This window comes from Luteimonas sp. RIT-PG2_3, from assembly GCF_054902115.1.
Genome location: NZ_JBUBPF010000001.1, coordinates 350392 through 367885, shown reverse-complemented (window position 1 = coordinate 367885; position 17494 = coordinate 350392). Strand labels below are relative to the sequence as shown.

The window sequence follows — 17494 nt, the reverse complement described above, 5'->3', positions numbered from 1 at the left end:
CTGCAGCGTTGTGCCAAAGATGAACGGGCCCGGCGCTGCACCCGCCGGGCCCGGGGCCATCGCATCCAACGGAGCCAGGCATGCCCGCCAGGCACACCAGCAGCCGCTCGCTCGCTCCCCGGCAGGACCGGGGCGCCTGGGCGCGCCGGCACAACCAGGCCCTGGTGTCGCTGGCGCGTCGGGTCTGGAGCAAGCACTGCGACCTGGCATCGGCGATGGCGATGATCTGCGAGACCGCCGCCGAGACGCTTGAACTCGATCGCGTCGGCATCTGGACGCTGGATCCCGGACGCCGTCGCCTGCGCTGCGTGCACCTGTATGCCGGCGTCGATGGCCATTACAGCCACAATGCCGGCGACTGGCAGGTCGAGATCGACTTCGGCCATGACTACGGCGAGCGCATCGGCGACGTCCGCGTCGTCGACGCCAGCGGCGCCGCACGTGCGGCCGATGAGCCCGCGGTGCGCGAGTACCTGCAGCGGCACGCCGTCGGGTCGATGCTGGACGCGCCGATCCGCAGCGAAGGCACGCTGATCGGCGTGGTCAGCCATGAACACATCGGCGCCGAACGCGAGTGGACGCAGGAAGACCTGGCGTTCGCAGGCAGCATCGGCGATTACGTTGCGATGGCGCATGAAATCGTGCGCAGGCGCGAGGTCGAGCGCCGCCTGCGCTACCTCGAGCACCATGATCCGCAGACCGACCTTCCCAACCGCGACCACCTGCTCGAAGTGGTGCACTCGGCGTTGCGGCCGATGCATGGCGCGTCCGCGGGACTGGTCGCGATCCACCTGCAGATCGGCGATGCGGTCGACGACCACGGCGGCGATCAGGCGATGCTGCTGAAAGCCGCCGCGCGATTGCGTGGCGAGCTGGGCGAGTCGGCCACCATCGCCCGCGTGCGCGACGATGCCTTCGCGGTACTGCCGCACGGCTACATGCATGAAACCGAGGCCCTGAACCTGGCCGAGCGCTGCGTCGAGCTGGTCCGCGACGAGGCCACCAGCGAAGCCGGTCAGTCGATCGCTGCGGCCGGCATCGCGTTCTCGCGCGACCTCGCTGCGCCGTCGGCCGACCGCCTGCTGCGCAATGCCGAGATCGCCAGCCAGCGCGCGCGCAGCAGCGGCCACAACCGGTGCGAGGTCTTCAACGCCGAACAGCATCGCGGCCTGCTGGCGCGCCTGCGGATCGAGCGCGCACTGCGCGAGGCGATGGCCGAGCAGCGCATGCAGGTGTACTTCCAGCCCGAGGTCGATCTTCGCGATAACCGCTGGTATGCCGCCGAAGCGCTGGTGCGCTGGATCGAATACGACGGCACCTGCCGCGCCGCACACGAGTTCATCGACATCGCCGAGGCTTCCGGCCTGATCGTGCCGCTGGGGCGCTGGGTGCTGGCCGAAGCCTGCCGGCATGCACGCGACTGGCCCCGTCACGAGGGACTGGCGCCCACGCTGCGGGTCAACCTGTCGGCCAGGCAGTTCGAACAGGTTGGTCTCGTCGAGGACATCGCGCGGGTGCTGGCCGAGACCGGCCTGCAGCCCGGGCGGCTGTGCCTGGAGCTGACCGAGACCGCGCTGCTGGCCGACCTGCATGTCGCCGCGCAGTCGCTGACCCGGCTGCGCGAGCTGGGCATCCGCATCGCGCTGGACGATTTCGGCATCGGCTATTCGTCGCTGGCCTACCTCAAGCGCCTGCCGATCGATGCGATCAAGCTCGACCGCAGCTTCGTCGCCGGCCTGCCCAGCGATGCCTACGATCTTGCGATCGTGCAGGCCATCGCCGGACTGGCCAGCAAGACCGGCATCGCGGTGGTCGCCGAAGGCGTGGAAACCCAGGCGCAGGCCGAGACGCTGCGCGAATGCGGCATCGTGCGTGCACAGGGGTTTCTGTACGCGCGACCGATGCCGGCCCAGGCCTTGCTGCAGGGGATGCAGGCGGCGGGGTGATCGGGGCAGGCTGACCAGGGCAGGCTGATGAGGGCAGCGTGCATCTGCGTTATGTTGTCGCGATTCCATTCCGGGGCCTCCGCCATGTCGATCCGATCCTTCCCGCTGTTGCCGGCGTTGGCCTGCCTGGCCGTGGCCTGGTCATTGCCGCTGCAGTCCGCGGACCGCATCACCGGCAAGCCGTTCGCCACGCGCAGCGAGGTCTACGCACCGCATGCGATGGCGGCGACCTCGCATCCGCTGGCGACGCAGATCGCGCTCGATGTCATGAAGGACGGCGGCAGCGCGGTCGATGCCGCCATTGCCGCGAATGCGGCACTCGGCCTGATGGAGCCCACCGGGAACGGCATCGGCGGCGACCTGTTCGCGATCGTCTGGGATCCCGGGACCCGCAAGCTGCATGGCTACGACGGCTCCGGCCGCTCGCCGAAGTCGCTGACGCTGGCCGAGTTCGAGCGTCGTGGGCTGAAGGACATCCCCTCGCACGGTCCGTTGCCGGTCACCGTGCCGGGCGCGGTCGATGGCTGGTTCGCGCTGCATGCGCGGTTCGGCAAGCGCACGATGGCGCAGAACCTCGCGCCGGCGATCGCCTATGCGCGCGATGGCCACCCGGTGCACGAGGTCATCGCCTACTACTGGAACCGCTCGGTGCCGGTGCTGTCGAAGTGGCCGGGCTTCAGCGAGCAGTTCACCGTGGCCGATGCGAGCGACAGGACCGGCACGCATCGCCGCGCACCGCGCACGGGAGAGACCTGGAAGAATCCCAACCTCGCCAACACCCTGCAGCAGATCGCCGACGGCGGCCGCGACGCGTTCTACAAAGGCGATATCGCGCGCACCATCGGCGCCTACTTCGCGGCCAACGACGGCTACCTGTCGTACGAGGACCTGGCCGCGCACACCGGCAACTGGGTCGAGCCGGTGTCGACGAACTACCGCGGCGTCGACGTCTGGGAGCTGCCGCCCAGCGGCCAGGGCATTGCCGCGCTGCAGATCCTCAACCTGCTCGAGCCCTACGACCTCAAGGCCTACGGCTTCGGCAGTCCCGAACACATCCACCTGTTCACCGAGGCCAAGAAGCTCGCGTTCGCCGACCGCGCGCGCTGGTATGCCGATCCCGCGTTCCATCCGGCGCCGGTCGCGGCGCTGATCTCGAAGGACTATGCGCGCCAGCGCGGTACCTTGATCTCGATGGACCGCGCGCTGGGCGAAGTGCAGCCGGGCACGCCGAAGCAACTCGACGAGGGCGACACGATCTACCTGACCGTGGCCGATCGCGACGGCATGATGGTGTCGCTGATCCAGTCCAACTATCGCGGCATGGGCAGCGGCATGGCGCCGCCGGGGCTGGGGTTCATTCTGCAGGACCGCGGGGAACAGTTCGTGCTCAAGCCCGGCCACCCGAACAGCTTCGCGCCGGGCAAGCGCCCGTTCCACACCATCATCCCGGCGTTCGCCATGCGCGACGGCAAGCCCTGGCTGTCGTTCGGCGTCATGGGCGGCGCGATGCAGCCGCAGGGCCATGTGCAGATCCTGATGAACCTGATCGACTTCGGTATGAACCTGCAGGAGGCCGGCGACGCGCCACGCATCCAGCATGATGGCTCGACCGAGCCGACCGGGCAGAACACCGTGATGTCCGACGGCGGCGAACTCGACCTCGAGACCGGCTTCCCGTACGAGACCGTGCGCGCGCTGATGGGCAAGGGGCATTCGGTGCGCTTCGCGCATGGCCCGTATGGCGGCTACCAGGCGATCATGGTCAATCCCGGGGGCGGCTACATCGGCGCCAGCGAATCGCGCAAGGACGGGCAAGCTGCGGGATACTGACGGCCTGGGCGATGGGGGACCGGTGGCGGGGGCCAGCGGACATCGCCCGGCATCGAAGACGATGCACACGGAGGTTGCAGGATGGGGATCAGGGGACGGGCATCGCATGCCCAGCTGATGTACGTGTGGCCGATGTGCGCGTTGCTGTTGCTGGCGTGTCTTGCGTGCGGACCTGCGGGGGCGGTCATCCGCGAAGTGCGTGCCGGCGAGGACGTGAGCGTACCGACGGGCAGCGGACTGCTGTTGCTTGCCGTCGATTCCGACCAGCCCTTGCCTGCCGTCAGGATCAAGCGCAATGAGGCCATGTTCGGCGCCGAGTCCCTGCGCTCGCTGCCCAAGGGCACCACGATGCGGCTGTACGTGCTGCCGGCAGGCAGCTATCGCTGGGACAGGATGCGCGACAAGGAAACGCACTACAGCTTCGAGAACGACGATGGCGATTACTCCTTCGAGGTCGCGGCCGGCGTCGTCAACTATCCCGGACACCTGGTCGCCCGCGTAATCACCGACAAGCGCGTGCTGGCGCATGTCGCCAACCGCGGCCTGATCGCGATGGACTGGCTGCGCCAGCACCATCCCGGCGCGTCCACGCAATACGCGTTCACCTACCAGGGCTACTATCCCGACCCCTTCCCGGCGTTCTATCGCGAGCACGGCGCGCCGGGCAGGCATGCCAACGAGAAGCGGCCACTGTTGCCCGCGGCCGGCAAGCTGCCGCTGCCGGTCGATCTGCTGTGGCGACCGGTCGAACTGCAACTGGTCGGCATCAATCCGGCCGGCGACACCGTCGCCACCGTCGATCGCGTGAAGGAGGGCGACACCTGGCACTGGATCGTCACCCTGACCGACCTCGCGACCGGTCAGGCGGACCCGATCCTGAATTCCCTCGTGGAGATCTCGCGGCTGGACTGGACCGGCAACCACACGCTGGTCATCAGTTGCGAGCAGAAAGGCAAGATGGATGGCATCTTCGTGCTGCAGATGCGCGGCGAAAGCCCGCAGCGTGCGCATGAGATGTTGACCGTGCCGCTGCGCGGCAAGCTGGTCGACGTGCTGCCCGGCGATCCCGACCACATCCTGTTCTCCAGCCTCTATTCCGATGGCGTGGAATCCGGCCTGCAGGTGCACAAGCTCGACATCTCGAGCCAGAGGGCGATCAACCGCGCAAAGTTCGGTCGTTTGAGCGCGCTCGACCGCACGGTCGAGGAAGGTCGCACCTGGTACTCGGACGCCAGCGGCGCGCTGCGTGCCGCGGTCGCATATCGCGAAGACGACAATGTGTTGCTGCACGGCACGCCCGGTGCCTTCCGCGACGTCATGGTGCTCGACGACGAGCACAGTTTCGCGCCGGTGGCCTTGTCGGCCGATGGCAACCTGATCTATGGCACCAGTGAGAAGGACCGCCCGCAGCGCGACCTGGTCGAGCTTGATCCGGCAACCGGCAAGATCCTGCGGACGCTGTGGTCGCGCCCGGGCGTGGATGTGCAGAGCGCGCTGTTCGATGATGCGCACAACCTGATCGGCGCCACCTATTACGAGGACGGCCTGCTGGTCAGCGACTACCTCGATGAAGGCGCCAAGGCGCGGCAGGAGATGCTGCAACGCGCGTTCCCGGGCAAGACCGTCCGCGTCGTCGATCGCGATGCCGGCTCGAAACAGTTCCTGCTGGTGGTCGGCGGCAACGCCACACCCAGCGAGATCTACCACTTCGATTCGGTGGCCCTGCGCGCCTCGTTGATGTTCCTGCGCCAGCCCTGGTTGGAAGGCACGAAGTTCCTGGAGTCGCAGGTGGTGCGCACCACCAGCCGCGACGGCCTGCCGATCGAAGCCTACCTGACGCTGCCGGCCGCCCCCGCGCAACCGCCACCGCTGGTGGTGCTGGCGCATGGCGGCCCGATCGGCGTGCGCGACACGCGCTACTTCGATCCGGAAGTGCAGTTTCTCGCATCGCTGGGCTATGCCGTGCTGCAGGTCAACTTCCGTGGCTCGGAAGGCTATGGCCGCCAGTTCCGCGAGGCCGGCAAGCGCAACTACGGTTCGCTGATCGAGGACGACATCGACAGCGCATTGACGGCGGCACTTGCGCAGCATCCGATCGACCGCAAGCGCATGTGCGCGATGGGCAGCAGCTATGGCGGCTACTCTGCGCTGGTATCGGCGATCCGCTGGCCCGACCGCTTCCGCTGCGTGGTGTCGATCGCCGGTGTCAGCGACCGCGTGCTGTTCTTCACCGCCAGCGATGCCGGACGTTACAAGGCCGGGCGCAAGGCGCTGGAGGACGCGATCGGCAACCCGGTGGAGGATGCGGAGACGATGCGCACGTTCTCGCCGCTGTACCGCTACCGCGAGCTTGGCGATACCCCCATCCTGCTGGTCCACGGCACCGAGGATTTCCGCGTCGACTACGAACACAGCCGACGCCTCGACCGCATGCTGTCCGAAGCCGGCCGGGCACCGGACCTCCTGACGCTGGAAGGCGAGAGCCACGACATGGACGGCGAGTCCAGCCAGAAGCAGCTGTGGGAAGCCGTCGCGGGCTTCCTGCGCCTGCACCTGCCGACGACGGGCGCGAACCCGGCCGTCGCCTCGGCCTCTACAGCAGAAGGCAAGGGTACGGAGGGCACCCCTGGCGAAGCCGGCAAGGAACAGACGGGCCAGCGCCCGTCAGGCAGCAACGAGCCAGGCAACAGCGAGGCAGGCAACAGCGAGGCAGGCAAGGGCGAATCAGGCAAGGGCGACTCAGCCAGCAGCGGCGCTGCGGGCAGCCACTGACCTCGCCACGCGCGCTGCAAAGCGCGCAGTCAGCCGCCACCGGTATGCTGTGGCATTGACCGAGGAGTCCACGGATGCGCACGACCCTGAGCCTGATCGCGTTGCTGCTGCCGGCGTTTGCGGCGCATGCGCAATACGCCCCGCAGGCCCCCAGCGCGGATGACATCGCACGCGAACAGGCGCAGCAGCAGGCGTGGCAGGCCTACACCACGCGCGTGGCGACGGCGCTCGGGCGGTCCGATGCCGCGCGTGATCTGGCCTTTGCCGCGATCCTCGACGACGTGGCCAGGCAGCCCGCCGAACCGGCCATGCCGTCGGGCGATACGCCGTCGCGACCGGTCGAGCCCGCACCGGCCTCCAGCCAGGCCGCGCGCTGGCGGCAGGCCGCCACGCAGAAGGCCGGCCAGGACGTGCTGGCCAACCAGTGGCTGATCGCGTCCCGGCGCAGCGGCGACGCGCCCGCGCGCACCGAGGCCGCGCGTCGCTGGCAGGCCCTGGAGCCGCAGAACCTGGCGCCGCTGATGTTCCAGGGACTGGGCATCGACGCGTTGCTGGCCGCCGCCCGCACCACCACGCATTCGGACCTGCACATGTACGACAGCGTGCGCTGGATGCAGGCGGCGCTGCTGCGCCATCCGCCGACGGCGGTCGAACAGCGCGCACTGACCGACGATGCCGCCTTCCACGCCGACGAATACAGCGCACTGTCGGCGATGGGCTTGTGGTCGGCCTTCGTGATGCCGGCCTACCAGACCTTGACCCAGGCCTGCGAAGGCAGCGCGTTGCGCGCGAACGCGAGCCGCGCCGCCGATTGCCGGCATGTCGCGCAGGTGCTGGTCGCGCAACCCTCGACGGCGCTGGAACACAGCATCGGCCTGGGCATGCAGCGCAACCTGGCCACGACCGCCGCCGAGCGCGCGCAGGCCGATGCCGCACGTCGCCGGCTGGACTGGCAGATGCAGCAGTGGGGACGCGTGTCGAGCCAGGCCGAGCGCGAAGGCGCCGCGCAGTTCGCGCGCCTGCTGGCCGATCCCACGATCAAGCGCGAGCAGCAGCTGGTCGAGCGCGTGCTGCAGGAAGCGGCGATCGTGCCCGATCCGCCCGCGGGCTGGCGTTCGCCGTGGCAGGGGCGCTGACGAGCCGACAGGCGCACGGCGACTGCCGCAACCCCGTCCGTTTCCCGCTGCTCAGTCCGCCGGCACCGTGCGGCTGCCGGCCCAGACGCGCAGCGCTTCGACCTGTTCGCGCATCAGCACCGACAGTGGACGACTGGTCCGCAACTCCTCGAGCAGCATCGCGTCGTCGAGCGGCCGGCTCTCGGCATGCGCGGTGTACAGCGAGGCGACGATGGCCTGCTCGATCTCCGCACCCGAGAAGCCCGCGGCCTGCGCGGCCAACGCGTCGAGCGCGAATGTCGCCGGTTCGAGCGAGCGCCGCCGCAGGTGCAGGGTGAAGACCTCGCGGCGGGTGTCGGCATCGGGCAGGTCGACGAAGAAGATCTCGTCGAAGCGCCCCTTGCGCAGCAGTTCGGCGGGCAGGTCGTGGACCTGGTTGGCGGTCGCGACCAGGAAGACCCGCGACTTGCGTTCGGCCATCCAGGTCAGCAGGTAGCCGAGCACGCGCCGCGAGACGCCACCGTCGCCATCGGCGCTGCTGGCGGCCAGGCCCTTCTCGATCTCGTCGATCCACAGCACGCACGGGGCGAGCTGCTCGGTCGCGGCCAGTGCGGTACGCAGGTTGGCCTCGGTCTCGCCGTGGTACTTGGCGTACAGCGTGCCGAAGTCCAGGCGTACCAGCGGCACGCCAAAACCGCCGGCGACCGCCTTGGCCAGCAGCGACTTGCCGCAGCCCTGCACGCCGAGCAGCAGGATGCCCTTGGGCGGGTCGAGCCGGTACGCGGCCTGGGTCGCCGGCGCGGCGGGGGCGGCGTCGGGCGACAGCGGATGGGCCGGCACCGCTTCGCTGGAGGCGTCGGCGTCGATGAAGATCCTGCGCCGCTGTTCGATCCAGCGCTTCAGGCGACGTGCGCCGGCCACATCGGCAAAACGCGCGGTGTCGTACTCGTAATGCAGGTGGCCGCTGTTGTTGAGCAGCTCGAACTTCAGCTTGGCCAGCGCCGGCAGGTCGTCGGGGCCCAGCACGCCATCGGCGAAGATCAGCTGGCGGGCGATCCGGCGCGCATCGGCCAGGCTCAGGCCCTGCAGGTTGCGGACGATCTGGCGGACAGTGTCCTGGTCGGCCTCGACGCGCTTGCCGCCGTGCTCGCGCTGGTAGGCCGCGGCCTCGTCGCGGACCAGCTTCAGCAGCGCGTTGGCGTCGGGCAGGCGCAGCGTGAAGCGCACCGCCTGGGCGTCAAGGTCGCCCGGCAGCTCGATCTTGTGGCCCACCAGCACCAGCACGTGCGGCAGGCAATGCCGGCGCTGCAGGATCTCGCGCAGCTGGCGCTGGGTGCCGGCGTAGCCGAGGTAGGGGTGGAAATCGAGCAGCAGGTAGACGCCGCGCTGGTCGGCGTTGCGGATCGCCGACAGCGTCGCGGTCGCGTCGGGCGCGGTGTCGGCGCCTTCCTCGCGATCCAGGTCGAGCCGGCGCAGGCCCTCGGTGATCGACCAGCGATACAGCGCCCGCCAGACATGCATCAGCGATTGCCGGAACAGCTCGACGATCCGCCCTTCGTCGGGGGTCTCGATGACGATCAACGGGGTATCGGCGCGGATCAGTGCCGCAAGGTCCTGCAACTCGCTCATGTCGGCTCTGTTCCGTGGCGCGGTGACGATAGCAGAAGCCCCGCATTCCTGAATGGTCCGCGCCGGGGTACCGCCTGTCGTCGTCGATCGCGGCATCGGCGCGCGGGCGGGTTCGCAGTCGACACCGGACCGGTGTACGCTCGCCAATCGTTTCCCAGCCGGAGGTTGCACGGATGAAGACGGTACTGGTCGCCAGCTCCAAGGGTGGCGTGGGCAAGACGACGATCGCCACCCACCTGGCCGCGCAGTCGGCACTGGCGGGACAGAAGACGGTACTGATCGATGCCGATCCGCAGGGCTCGTCGACGCGCTGGGCCGAGCGGCGCGCCGCACTGGAAAGCGCCGTGCTGCCGCTCGATGGCAGCAGCCGCCACAAGACGGTCTGGAAATCGATCCCCGATGGCACCGACCGTGTCGTCATCGACGCCCCCGCCGGCGCGCATCCCGACGATCTGGAGTCCTATCTCGAACACGTCGATGCGCTGGTGGTGCCGGTGCTGCCCTCGTCGCTGGACATCGATGCCACGGTGCCGTTCCTGAACGCCCTGGCCAAGCATCCGCGCGTCCGCCGTGGCCAGTTGCGCGTGGGTCTGGTCGCGAACCGCCTGCGGCCGTGGACCAATGCCTCGCAGCAGGCGGTCGAGCTGCTGCAGCAATGGCCGTACCCGGTGATCGCGCAACTGCGCGACAGTCAGGCCTACGTGATGCTGGTCGGCCTGGGCAAGAGCCTGTTCGACTACCAGTCCGCGCAGGTGCGCGACCATCAGGAAGACTGGCAGCCGCTGCTGAAATGGTTGAAGAAGTGACGGTTGGCGCCGGCCGCAGTCCGCGGCTTCGTTGTTCCATCTTCACACCCGGCAGAGCACCATCGCCTGCAGCGGTCGCGGGCGCACCGCAACCGGTCACGGCGGCATGCATTCCAGCGGCACCCACCACAGCGGCACCCACCACACCACGGGGATACGCATGCGAGAGTTGATCCTGTTGCGCCATGCGCATGCCGAGCCGGCGACCCCCGGCGTGTCCGACCTTGATCGGCCGTTGTCGGCCGAAGGGCTGGCCGAAGCCGAGATGGCCGGGCAGTGGCTGCGCGACAAGGGCCTGATCCCGGACCGCGTGCTGTCGTCCCCGGCCCGACGTACCCGCGAGACCGTCGAAGCCGTGCTGGGCCTGGTCGGCTATGTCGACCAGCGGCTGGAGCCGTCCATCTACGAGGCGACCTCGGGCACGCTGGCGGCGCTGATCGACAGCCACCGCGATGCCGAGCGCCTGCTGCTGGTCGGCCACAACCCCGGGCTGGAACGCCTGGCCGCCTTGCTGCACAGCGGCCAGTCCGGCGATTACCGCGGTATGCCGCCAGGTGCGATCGCCCTGCTGACGCTGCCGATCGATGCCGAGTTCGAGCCTGGCGTGGCCAGCCTGTCCGCCTTCTGGTGGCCGTGAGTCCAGCACGCCGCGCGTGGGGCATGGCGATGTGGTGGGCCGCGGCGACCGCATTGCTGGCCGCCGCATCCAGCCATGCCGGCCAGATCGATACCGCCGCCTCGCAGATCGGTTTCAGCCTGAAGACCCGCTGGGGGCAGACCCTGGACGGCCGGTTTCCGGTCTGGGAAGGCCGCATCCATACCGTCGACGGCGGCCTGCGCCAGGTCCGGCTGCGGTTGTCGGCGGCGGACGTCGAAATCGCCGAGCATGCGCAGTACACGCGGCTGACCCGGGGCGCGGGCTTCTTCGATGCCGAGCGCTTCCCGCACGTCGATTTCGTGTCCGATCCCTATCCCGTGGCCCTGGCGCGTGACGGCGGCGAACTCTCCGGGGTGCTGAGCATCCGGGGCGTCGCCCGGCGCGAGGTGTTCACGGTGCTGCCGGCGGGCTGCGCACACCCGGGCGACGACTGCGACATCGTCGCCAGCGGCGTGATCCGGCGCGGCGACTATGCGATGGATCGCTGGGCGTTCGCGCTTGGCGATCGCGTCGTGTTCACGCTGCGCATCCGGACCCGGGAGCCGGCCGGCAAATGAAGCGATGGCAGTACGCATGGCTGCTGCCTTGGCTGCTGGCGGGCACCGGCTGCTTCAGCCTCAGCCAGCAGCAGCGCGAGCAGGCGACCCATATCGCAGCGCAGGCGCGTTCGACCGAGGTCGACTGCAGCGCGCCCGATGCCTGCGCGCGGCCTTCGCCGCTGCGTGAGCTGGGCGTCGCCGCCCGCCCGCCCGGCGCCGGTCCGCGCCAGCCTGTCGGCAACGATATCGTCGGCAGCACGGCCGGCTTGCCCACGGCCCCCGCCCCGGCGGCCGGCGCGCCCGCGCCGCTGCAGCACGCGCTGCTGCTCGATTACGGCCAGGACGCCCTGCTGGCACGGCTCGACCTGATCCGCGGCGCCCAGCGCAGCATCGACCTGCAGACCTATATCTTCGACGAGGACGACGCCGGCCACCTGGTGCTCGACGAACTGCTGACCGCCGCCCGTCGCGGCGTGCACGTGCGCGTGCTGGTTGACCAGCTGGCGGCGCTGCGCGAGGTCGAGACCCTGTCGGCACTGGCCAGCGCGCACGCCAACTTCGAGCTGCGCGTCTACAACCCGATGCTGGGCAAGGCGCGCATCACCTATCCGCAGTACGCCCTGGCCGCCGCCTGCTGCTGGCGCCGGCTCAACCAGCGCATGCACAGCAAGCTGCTGCTGGTCGACGGCCTGGTCGGCATCACAGGCGGGCGCAACTACCAGAACGATTATTACGACTGGAATTCCGAGTACAACTTCCGCGACCGCGACATCCTGGTCACCGGCCCGGTGACGCTGGCGATGGCGGGCAACTTCGAAGCCTTCTGGTATGCCCGGCTCAGCGTCCCGGTCGAGCAGCTCAGCGACGTCGGCCGCCACCTGCTGCGCAATGGCGCGCCGGCATTGCCGCACGAGCCCTACCAGCACCCCGAGCGCGTGCAGGCGATCTCGCGCGATGCCGACGACGCCGCGCTGGTACGCAGCAAGCTGGTGTCGGCGGCCTTGCCGGTGCGGCAGATGGAGTTCGTCGCCGACCTGCCGCAGAAGCACCGGCGTGATCGCGAACAGGCCAATGCCTCGATCCACACCACGCCCGGCCTGCTGGGGCTGATCGCATCGGCCGAAGACAACGTGCTGCTGCAGACGCCCTACCTGGTGTTGTCCAAGCCGGCGCAGCGCACGTTCGAGGCGCTGCAGGCGCGGGTGTCGCCGCCCCGGGTGGAGATCTCCACCAACAGCCTGGCGGCGACCGACTCGTTCATCACCTACGCGCTGTCGTACAAGTACAAGCGCCGGTACCTGCGCGACTTCGGTTTCGAGATCCACGAGTTCAAGCCGTTCCCGGAAGATGCGCCGGTCGATCTGGACGCCACCGGCGCGGTCGGCATCTCGTGGAATCCCGACGGCAGCGTCAACATAGGCGATGAGGCCGATGGCGATGGCACGCCGGCCTCGTCCCCGGACGTGCTGCGTTTCGGCAGCAGCGGCGAAGGCGGTCGCGGCGGATCCGAGCCATCGCGCCCGGCACCGTTGTCGCGCGAGTACGCCGCGTTGCGTTACGCCGGCATCGGCGTCAACCGCCGCGTGCCGGTCGCGCGTGCCGGCGTGCGTTTCGGCCTGCACGCGAAGTCGCTGGTCGTCGACGAGCGCATCGGCGTCGTCGGCACGCACAACTTCGATCCGCGTGGCGACGACTACAACACCGAGAGCGCGGTCGTCATCGACGACCCCGCGTTCGCACGCCTGCTTGCCGCCAGCATCCGCCGCGACATGCGTCCCGAGAACAGCTGGGTCATCGCGCGACGCGACAAGCCGCCGGTGTTCTCGGGGCTGGAGTATTCGCTGGCCAAGGTTTCCGAGCACCTGCCGATCTTCGACCTGTGGCCGGTGCGCTACGCCACCAGCTACGAGTTCGTGCCGGGACCCGCGTGCCCGGAGCCTTTGTCGCCGCGCGATCCCACGTTCCGCAGCTGTTACGAACCGGTCGGCGATTTCCCTGAAGTCGCACTGGGCTTCAAGAGCCTGCTGACGCGGATCTTCACCGCCTTCGGTGCGGGGCTGGCACCGATCCTCTGAGCCCGGGACCGGCGTGCGCGCCGGCACTTCGGTCTGCAGGCAATGCGATCTGATTGCGACATGCGGCGCGCGCGTCTGTGATGCGCCCTGTTGCCGGCCTCGACCACGCGCACGCATTACCGGGACTTCGATCGCGGTGACGCAGGCCACTGCGTGGGCGTACGGCGTCGCCGCGCATGCACGTGAGCCTTCCATGCCTTCCTTGGCCGTAGGCCGCCGTCCTGGCGGCTTCGGGCAGTCCCTGGCCCGCGCCCGGCTCGCATTCCACCTGCGGGGCGCGGCCTGCGCCCCCCTGTCATCAGTCATGCCTGCCGGCTGCAACCCTGGGCCGCCAAACCCCATCCAAATCAATCAGTTCGCTGCAATCTGATTGCGCCGCCAGCCTGAACGGATGGCAACAAATCCCCTGACATGACTTCCGGCACGGGCGAACTGGTTATGGTGTGGTAGTCTACCAACACACCAAATCACAAACACACCTCGGAGCCTCACCATGAACACCTCGATCCTCGCCACCCTGTCCACCACCAACCGCACCGCGTCCAACGCCGCCATCCTCGAGACCGGCAACGTCGTCCGCATCGGCCTCGAGCAGCGCCGCCCGCGTGACTTCGGCGTCGGCTACGGCAACAGCAGCGGCTACGCCAGCAGCAAGCGCTACACCACCACCTCGGTGCCGTCGCGTTTCCGCTGCGCCTGATCCATCCGCCTCACCACGGTCCAGCGTGGGAGGGGTCTGCCGGGCGCTGAACGCTGGCGTGTTGATGCCGGGCGCTGAACGCCCGGCCCCGGCCCGACCACCACGCAACCCGACGACCCGTCGCCACAAAGCGCCAACCGCTGTCCGTACCTTGCCTGTCCACGTCGGCCCCGGCCGACGCCAGGCCAGCCGCAACACTGTTCCCAGTCACCCGGCTCGCGTCCACCATGGCCCGTCCCCGCGTCAACGCAGGCGGCCTCGCCGCGGGCATTTGACGATCCACCGCCCCGACCCTAGGCTGCCGGCTCTTCCTGTCCGGACCTGCGCGATGCCGCTATCGCTGACGATCGACCTCAACGACCAGGATCTTGCCCACTTCACCAGTGCGCTCGAAGCGGCCCGCAAGGCGGCCGCCGGGAAATCGCCCGAGGACATCGTCGACGCGGCGGCGACCCTGCTGCAGGAGGCGCAGAAGACCCAGGCGCCCGACGTCATCCGCGAGCGCCTGGCGCGCCTGGACGACATGATCGCGATGGTCCGCGACGAGGGCTGGCACCTCGATGCGGCCGACCGCCAGCGCGTGTTGTCGGCGCTGGTCTATTTCGCCGATCCCGCCGATGTGATCCCCGATCACATTCAGGTGCTGGGCTATCTCGACGACGCGATCCTGATCGAGCTGTGCGTGCGCGAACTGAGGCACGAGCTCGAGGCCTACGACGATTTCTGCGACTACCGCGAACGCGAGGCCGGCAGACGCGGCATCGCCGCGTCCGCGGTCGGCCGCACCGACTGGCTCGACAGCCGCCGCGACGAGCTGGTCGAACGCATGCGTGCGCGTCGCAGCCGCGAGGACGGCGATTTCGGCATCGGCTATGGCAGTAGCAGCGGCTACGGCAAGCCGGCCTACAGCCGCGCCTGGCGGCCGGGCCTGTTCAAGTTCAGGTGACCAGGCTCAGCTCACCACATTCATGGTCGTCGCGTCCCGGCGACCTCATGCCAATGATCCGGAGATCCTGATGTTCCGTACCGACCTGTCGCTCGACGCCCTCAATGCCATGTCGCAGAACACCGCGCTGGAGACCCTGGGCATCCGGTTCACCGAACTCGGCCCCGACTACCTGCGCGGCACGATGCCGGTCGATGCGCGCACCCACCAGCCCTACGGCCTGCTGCATGGCGGCGCCTCGGTGCTGCTGGCCGAGACCCTGGGCAGTACCGCCGGCGGCCTGTGCGCACCGCCGGGCCATGGCGTGGTCGGCATCGAGATCAACGCCAACCACCTGCGCGGCGTGCGCAGCGGCGAAGTCACCGGCACCGCGCGCGCGCTGCATGTCGGGCGCAGCACCCAGGTCTGGGAAATCCATATCGTCGACGCCGCCGGCAAGCCGGTCTGCGTCTCGCGATTGACGCTGGCGGTGATTCCGCAGCCCTGATGGGCCTTGATGGATGACGGGCCCTGGCCGAGCTCCGACGCCAGGCCTGCCGTGGACGATGCTGCCAACAGTGGCAGTTGCCGGCCGGCTTTCGGTATCGTGGGCGGATGTCGAATCCCCCCCGAACCGCCGGCAGCCCGCTGGCCCGTGCGTTGCGCTACCTGATCCGCGTGCCGATGCTGCTGTGGCACCTGCTGATCCACCTGCCGCTGACCGTGCTGCTGCTCAATCCCTGGACCGGCGCGATCCGCTTCGGCAATGGCGAACGGCTCGACCACCGCCTGATCCGGCTGTGGTCGGGTGGCCTGCTGCGCGTGTTCGGCATCCGCCTGCAGCGCACCGGCACCCCGCTGGCGGGCGCGACATTGTTTGTCGCCAACCATGTCAGCTGGATCGACATCGTCACCCTGCACAGCCAGCGCATGATGGGGCTGGTCGCCAAGCGCGAGATCGCAAGCTGGCCGCTGATCGGCTGGCTGGCCACGCGCGCCGAGACGATCTTCCACCAGCGCGGCAGCCAGGAATCGCTGGGCGGCGTGCTGCAGGAAATGCTGGCGCGGCTGCGCTCCGGACGCGCGGTCGGCGTGTTCCCCGAAGGCCGCACCCGCGACGGTCGCGACGTCGGCCCCTTCCATGCGCGCATCTTCCTGGCCGCGGTCGAGGCCGGCGTGCCGGTGCAACCGGTCGCGCTGTGCTACGGCGACGGCGCGTCGGCGCAGACCCAGGTCGCGTTCCGGCCGGGCGAGCATTTCTTCGGCAACTTCATCCGCCTGCTCGGCGAGCCGGGCATCCGTGGCCAGGTGATGTTCCTCGAGCCGATCGCACCCGGCGACGCCGAGGGCCGCCGGCGCATCGCGGAAACCGCGCGCGACCGCATCGTCAGGGCGATGACGGGCTGATCCGGGATGCTCAGCGGCTCGGATTTCCTACCGCCGCGCTGGCTGCGTAGTCCGCACCTGCAATCAATCCTTGCCAGCAGCCCGTGGCGTCGCCGCCGCGGCGCGCAGGCGCTGGCTGCGATCGGTGCCAGCAGCGAGGCGCACCTGGTCGATGGCGGTGAAGGCATCCGCCTGCAGGGTCTGCTCAGCCGCGTGCGCGGCGGCGGCCAGCGTGGCCTCGCGCTGCTGCTGCATGGCTGGGAGGGCAGCAGCGAGTCGAGCTACATGCGACTGACGGCCGCGCGCCTGCTGGCCTGCGGGTTCGATACTTTCCGCCTGAACTTCCGCGATCACGGCGAGACCCATCACCTCAACGAGGGCATCTTCCACTCGGGGCGCATCGACGAGGTCGTGCATGCCGCGCGCGACATCGGCAGCCGTTTCACTGACCGGCCGATGGTCGTCGCCGGCTACTCGCTGGGCGGCAACTTCGCCTTGCGGCTGGCCCTGCGTGCGCCCGCCGCCGGCATTGCGCTGTCGCGGGTCGCCGCGGTCTGCCCGGTCATCGATCCGGCGCGCACGATGCTGCGGATGGAAGAGGGGCCGCGCTTCTACCTGCATTATTTCGAACGCAAGTGGCGGGGCTCGCTGCGGCGCAAGCAGGTGCTGTTCCCGCAGATGCTGCACGACTTCGACGCCGCCGCGCTGCGCCTGGACATGCGCGCGTTGACCCAGTGGCTGGTGCAGCGGCATACCGATTTCGGCAGCATCGACGACTACTTCGATGGGTATTCGATCGCCGGCGATCGCCTGTCCGCCCTGCAGGTGCCGGCCGATATCCTGATGGCCGCCGACGATCCGGTGATCCCGCTCGATGCCTTCCATACGCTGGCCCTGCCGGACAGCACGCGGCTGGAGGTCGCGCGCTGGGGCGGCCATTGCGGCTTCCTCGAAGGCGCGCGCCTGGATGGTTTTGCCGAGCGCTGGGTCGCCGAGCGCCTGTGCGGGGATGCCGCCGCCGCGGCCTGAGGTGGCGGCGCTGCATCCGGTGGCACCTGGTCGCGCTTGAATGGGGCCGGCCACGGCGAGTCGCTAGAATGCGGGGTTCCACCC

Annotated in this window: 14 protein-coding genes; 13 read left to right on the top strand and 1 reads right to left on the bottom strand. The window is 69.3% G+C overall.

Translation table 11 applies throughout. The features are described 5' to 3' along the window. Window positions 1–80: 80 nt before the first annotated feature. The 4 genes from ACYX7E_RS01550 (at window position 81) to ACYX7E_RS01535 (ending at window position 7684) form a co-directional block, all read left to right on the top strand. A complete protein-coding gene (locus ACYX7E_RS01550) occupies window positions 81–1946 on the top strand; it encodes a putative bifunctional diguanylate cyclase/phosphodiesterase (RefSeq protein WP_462078773.1) in 1866 nt (621 codons plus the stop codon). A gap of 84 nt (window positions 1947–2030) precedes the next feature. Further along, a complete protein-coding gene (ggt, locus tag ACYX7E_RS01545; RefSeq protein ID WP_462078772.1) occupies window positions 2031–3776 on the top strand; it encodes a gamma-glutamyltransferase in 1746 nt (581 codons plus the stop codon). Window positions 3777–3989: 213 nt separating this feature from the next. Continuing rightward, complete coding sequence (locus tag ACYX7E_RS01540; protein ID WP_462078771.1) at window positions 3990–6548, top strand: alpha/beta hydrolase family protein; 2559 nt, start codon at window positions 3990–3992, stop codon at window positions 6546–6548. A 74-nt stretch (window positions 6549–6622) separates the two neighbouring features. Then, complete coding sequence (locus ACYX7E_RS01535) at window positions 6623–7684, top strand: hypothetical protein (RefSeq protein WP_462078770.1); 1062 nt, start codon at window positions 6623–6625, stop codon at window positions 7682–7684. A 51-nt stretch (window positions 7685–7735) separates the two neighbouring features. Here ACYX7E_RS01535 and ACYX7E_RS01530 read toward each other — a convergent pair whose 3' ends face one another. Further along, a complete protein-coding gene (locus ACYX7E_RS01530) occupies window positions 7736–9292 on the bottom strand; it encodes an AAA family ATPase (RefSeq protein WP_462078769.1) in 1557 nt (518 codons plus the stop codon). A 173-nt stretch (window positions 9293–9465) separates the two neighbouring features. On the opposite strand from ACYX7E_RS01530, the gene ACYX7E_RS01525 reads away from it, so the two are divergent. From ACYX7E_RS01525 to ACYX7E_RS01485, 9 genes are all read left to right on the top strand, one after another. Then, window positions 9466–10098, top strand: a complete 633-nt coding sequence (locus tag ACYX7E_RS01525; RefSeq protein WP_462078768.1) for a nucleotide-binding protein — start codon at window positions 9466–9468, stop codon at window positions 10096–10098. 160 nt (window positions 10099–10258) lie between these two features. Next, window positions 10259–10735 (top strand): SixA phosphatase family protein, encoded by a 477-nt coding sequence (locus ACYX7E_RS01520; RefSeq protein WP_462078767.1) that lies wholly within the window; start codon window positions 10259–10261, stop codon window positions 10733–10735. Next, window positions 10732–11313 carry a YceI family protein gene (locus ACYX7E_RS01515; protein WP_462078766.1) on the top strand — a complete coding sequence of 194 codons (582 nt, stop codon included), beginning with the start codon at window positions 10732–10734 and terminating at the stop codon, window positions 11311–11313. Before ACYX7E_RS01520 ends, ACYX7E_RS01515 begins: the two co-directional genes overlap by 4 nt. After that, a complete protein-coding gene (locus tag ACYX7E_RS01510; RefSeq protein ID WP_462078765.1) occupies window positions 11310–13370 on the top strand; it encodes a phospholipase D family protein in 2061 nt (686 codons plus the stop codon). Before ACYX7E_RS01515 ends, ACYX7E_RS01510 begins: the two co-directional genes overlap by 4 nt. 493 nt (window positions 13371–13863) lie before the next feature. Next, window positions 13864–14070, top strand: a complete 207-nt coding sequence (locus ACYX7E_RS01505) for a hypothetical protein (RefSeq protein ID WP_462078764.1) — start codon at window positions 13864–13866, stop codon at window positions 14068–14070. A 328-nt stretch (window positions 14071–14398) separates the two neighbouring features. Then, complete coding sequence (locus ACYX7E_RS01500; RefSeq protein ID WP_462078763.1) at window positions 14399–15016, top strand: YkvA family protein; 618 nt, start codon at window positions 14399–14401, stop codon at window positions 15014–15016. A gap of 70 nt (window positions 15017–15086) precedes the next feature. Then, window positions 15087–15503, top strand: coding sequence for a hotdog fold thioesterase (locus ACYX7E_RS01495; protein WP_462078762.1), 417 nt, complete (start codon window positions 15087–15089; stop codon window positions 15501–15503). 107 nt (window positions 15504–15610) lie between these two features. Continuing rightward, complete coding sequence (locus tag ACYX7E_RS01490; protein ID WP_462078761.1) at window positions 15611–16402, top strand: lysophospholipid acyltransferase family protein; 792 nt, start codon at window positions 15611–15613, stop codon at window positions 16400–16402. 6 nt (window positions 16403–16408) lie between these two features. Further along, entirely contained in the window at window positions 16409–17410 is a 1002-nt protein-coding gene (locus ACYX7E_RS01485; RefSeq protein WP_462078760.1) for a YheT family hydrolase, read from the top strand. Window positions 17411–17494 lie beyond the last annotated feature (84 nt).

Coding starts and splice junctions, on each gene's coding strand:
- ACYX7E_RS01550 (WP_462078773.1), top strand. CDS start 81: ATGCCCGCCAGGCACACCAGCAGCCGCTCGCTCGCTCCCCGGCAGGAC.
- ggt (WP_462078772.1), top strand. CDS start 2,031: ATGTCGATCCGATCCTTCCCGCTGTTGCCGGCGTTGGCCTGCCTGGCC.
- ACYX7E_RS01535 (WP_462078770.1), top strand. CDS start 6,623: ATGCGCACGACCCTGAGCCTGATCGCGTTGCTGCTGCCGGCGTTTGCG.
- ACYX7E_RS01530 (WP_462078769.1), bottom strand. CDS start 9,292: ATGAGCGAGTTGCAGGACCTTGCGGCACTGATCCGCGCCGATACCCCG.
- ACYX7E_RS01525 (WP_462078768.1), top strand. CDS start 9,466: ATGAAGACGGTACTGGTCGCCAGCTCCAAGGGTGGCGTGGGCAAGACG.
- ACYX7E_RS01520 (WP_462078767.1), top strand. CDS start 10,259: ATGCGAGAGTTGATCCTGTTGCGCCATGCGCATGCCGAGCCGGCGACC.
- ACYX7E_RS01510 (WP_462078765.1), top strand. CDS start 11,310: ATGAAGCGATGGCAGTACGCATGGCTGCTGCCTTGGCTGCTGGCGGGC.
- ACYX7E_RS01505 (WP_462078764.1), top strand. CDS start 13,864: ATGAACACCTCGATCCTCGCCACCCTGTCCACCACCAACCGCACCGCG.
- ACYX7E_RS01500 (WP_462078763.1), top strand. CDS start 14,399: ATGCCGCTATCGCTGACGATCGACCTCAACGACCAGGATCTTGCCCAC.
- ACYX7E_RS01495 (WP_462078762.1), top strand. CDS start 15,087: ATGTTCCGTACCGACCTGTCGCTCGACGCCCTCAATGCCATGTCGCAG.
- ACYX7E_RS01490 (WP_462078761.1), top strand. CDS start 15,611: ATGTCGAATCCCCCCCGAACCGCCGGCAGCCCGCTGGCCCGTGCGTTG.
- ACYX7E_RS01485 (WP_462078760.1), top strand. CDS start 16,409: ATGCTCAGCGGCTCGGATTTCCTACCGCCGCGCTGGCTGCGTAGTCCG.